This is a genomic window from Candidatus Sodalis sp. SoCistrobi (assembly GCF_900143145.1).
In the GTDB taxonomy this organism is placed as follows: Bacteria; Pseudomonadota; Gammaproteobacteria; order Enterobacterales; family Enterobacteriaceae; genus SoCistrobi.
The window spans coordinates 1-3,148 of the sequence record NZ_FRDB01000278.1; the positions used below are offsets into that span (position 1 = coordinate 1).

The window sequence follows — 3,148 nt, forward strand, 5'->3', positions numbered from 1 at the left end:
CATAGGTATCTACACATTTATCGTGATACCTGTTATTACTTTGCAGAATGATTTCAACCTATCTGTTGGCGGGATTGACTCTCGCCTTACCCGCCGATATCAGACGCTGGTTAAACAGCATATGACGCCCGCGGCTCTTCTTGCTTCTGCGGTTAAAGACCTCGCAAGTGCTCAAAAATCAACTTTCGCAACTACCCAAGCTGTCTGGCGTTTTCTGAATAATAAGCGAATTAGCTTCAGTCAACTCAATGAGCCAATTATTTCGCTAGCACTTGAGCAAATTTCGCTTAGCCCGCATCCATACGCTCTCGTTGTTCATGATTGGTCACGTTTACAATTTCTTTACCATCATGCCAAATACGGACGCTTAAAAATGACGCACGGTGGCGATGTTGGATATGAACTTCAAAGCAGCTTGCTGGTTGATGCTGGCACGGGTTTGCCAATAGCGCCTCTATCTCAGACACTTACCGATGCAACCGGTTGTCATTCAACGTTGGCGGAAGGACTGTCCGAACGGCAGACACATATGGACGCCTTGACGACCGATATTGCCCGTGTGGAATCGCTTAATATAGGTAAAAAGCTGATTCATATAATTGATAGAGAGGGTGACTCTATTGGACATATGCGGACGTTGAGTACTCAAGGAATATGCTGGCTTATCCGAGGAAAAGAAGGACATGGTGCAGAGTGGCAAGGTAATTCATTGAAAATTGGTGAGATTGCTGCTCTTCTGCCATACAACGGATGCGGACAGGTAGACTGGAAAGGGAAAAAAGCTGATATGGAAATCAGTGAAACCTCGATAGTCATAACCCGAGCTGCGCAGCAGAAGCGTAAAGATAAAGAAACCGGCCGCCGCATAAAAATCCAACCTGGAGAGCCTCTGACGGTCAGATTGGTTGTTGTTCGGCTTACGGATGATCTCGGTAATGTGGTGGGACGCTGGACGCTGCTTACAAACGTTTGCAGCGAGATCACCTGCGAGGAAGTAGCTCGTTGGTATTACTGGCGCTGGAATATTGAATCATTTTTTAAGTTGCTGAAAGGTGCCGGACATGACGTAGAAACATGGCTTCAGCGCAGCGCGCCAGCCGTACTACGCAGGTTGTTAATAGCCAGTATGGCTGCTGTTCTGGTATGGCGGCTGCAACGCGCTGAAGGAGAAGAAAATGCGGCAGCCCGCCAGCTGATATGTCGCTTGTCAGGACGACAGCAAAAGCGAGGCCGCAGAGAGAGCGCTCCTGCTCTGCTCGCTGGCCTATCCATCTTGTTGAATACACTAAAATTATTATCGGAATATAGTCTGGAAGAACTTACTCATTTAGCGAGAGTTGCTCTTAAGCCTCCTCCCTGATGTGTAGATACCTATGCATTAAAGGGGTGGAATGGACCGGCTCGTTTACCACAGGCGTGCTGTCCCATCAGGTGACGTTGGAATATCTCGATCCGCGTGATGCCAAAACCAATGAGATATTGGCGCGCCGCGCGAAACAGCAGGTGAAATACCAGTTGGACTGGCTGGTGGCCAACATCGATTGGTCACTGAATTACCGTTATTTGGGGCAGCGTTGGGATACGAATTATAACACCAATCAACGCGTACGGTTGGGCGGGATCAGTCTGTGGGATATTGCGGCGTCATATCCGCTGACAACCCGGTTGACGGTTCGTGGTAGACTGGCCAACGTGTTCGATAAAAATTATGAGACAGCTTATGGCTACCCGACTGCAGGACGGGAATTCTATCTCACCGGAACCTATGCTTTCTGACGGCAGCGCCGCCAAACGGCCCACCATTCTTGTTTTTGACTCTGGCGTGGGGGGCCTGTCGATTTACGATGAAGTCAGGCAAACGTTGCCTAATGCCCATTATTTGTACGTATTTGACAATGAGGCTTTCCCTTATGGGGAGAAACCAGAGCAGTTCATTGTCGATAGGGTCGTCGCCATTGTCGGTGCGATGTGGCGACTGCATAAGATCGATTTGGTCATTGTTGCCTGCAATACCGCCAGCACCATTTCCCTGCCGGCGCTGCGTGAGCGTTTCCCCTGCCCGATTATCGGCGTGGTACCGGCGATCAAACCGGCGGCCCGACTCACCCGTAATGGTATTGTCGGGTTGCTGGCGACCCGCGCAACCGTACAGCGCAGCTACACTCACGATCTCATTAATCAATACGCCGGCGATTGCCAAATCTTGCAGTTGGGGACGGCCGAACTGGTGGATATGGCGGAAGCCAAACTGCACGGCGAAATGGTGCCGCTGCCGGTGCTGCGCAAACTTCTGCGCCCCTGGTTAAGGGCAGCGGAGCCCCCCGACACGGTCGTGCTGGGCTGTACCCACTTCCCCTTGCTGAGCCAAGAGCTCCAGGCGGTACTGCCGGAAGGCACACGGCTGGTCGATTCCGGTTCGGCCATTGCGCGCCGCGCGGCCTGGCTGGTGGAGCATGATATGGATGTGAACAGCCTGCAGGGCGAAACGGGACCGAATAAAGCCTACTGCCTTGCCACCACGCCGCAGGCGGTAGCGCTGATGCCGGCGCTGACGCGCTATGGTTTCGGCTCATTGGGAAAGCTTACGCTTTAACCACATTCGATGCGGTCGCTCGGCGCGCGTCATTTCCTTTCCTTTCGCGAGTCCGATGTCAGTCGCCCGTGGCATCGCCACGGCGGCGGAAAGTTATGGCCGGCGGGCAATTCGGGAATATGCGAATAAGGGAATAATGGAATAACGCATTAGGGTGATAAAGGAATAAGGGCTTAAGGGTGTTTAGCGTATCGGCATCGGACTTGACTGAAAACCAACGTCAGACCGTTAATCGGGCCATGGAAATTTGGCGCTTCGTTTAATTTATCGCCACTCGACGCAAAAGTTGTAATTAGCGCTTGTCTCCGGCCGTTTAGGCCCTATAATGCGCCTCCACTGACCGGGAACAGTCGCTACGGCGAACCGGCTCAGCCAGAGGCAGGCGGCCCGCTACGGGCAAATAAAAGCTTGACTCTACAGCGGAAAAGCGTAATATACGCCACCCGCGCCGGTCGAGAAAACAGCCTCCCGGCACTGCTCTTTAACAATTTATCAGACAATCTGTGTGGGCACTCACAAGACGATATCGACATACCGAAATATCAAGTCTTGAAG

General features: G+C 52.0%; 2 protein-coding genes and 1 pseudogene. All 3 read left to right on the forward strand.

The features are described 5' to 3' along the window. The coding region (locus CINSTRO3249_RS14345; protein WP_254304262.1) for a flagellar biosynthesis protein FlhF at nt 1–1,360 on the forward strand (1,360 nt) is incomplete at its 5' end. 17 nt (nt 1,361–1,377) lie between these two features. Further along, a pseudogene (locus CINSTRO3249_RS14350) lies at nt 1,378–1,776 on the forward strand (TonB-dependent receptor domain-containing protein); the annotation flags it as partial. Beyond that, nucleotides 1,721–2,593, forward strand: a complete 873-nt coding sequence (murI, locus tag CINSTRO3249_RS14355; RefSeq protein WP_074013754.1) for a glutamate racemase — start codon at nt 1,721–1,723, stop codon at nt 2,591–2,593. The pseudogene CINSTRO3249_RS14350 and the gene murI, both read left to right, overlap by 56 nt. Nucleotides 2,594–3,148: the final 555 nt, after the last annotated feature.

Bases quoted from the DNA above. Each gene is read 5' to 3' on its own strand.
- murI (WP_074013754.1), top strand. From the start codon at position 1,721: ATGGCTACCCGACTGCAGGACGGGAATTCTATCTCACCGGAACCTATG.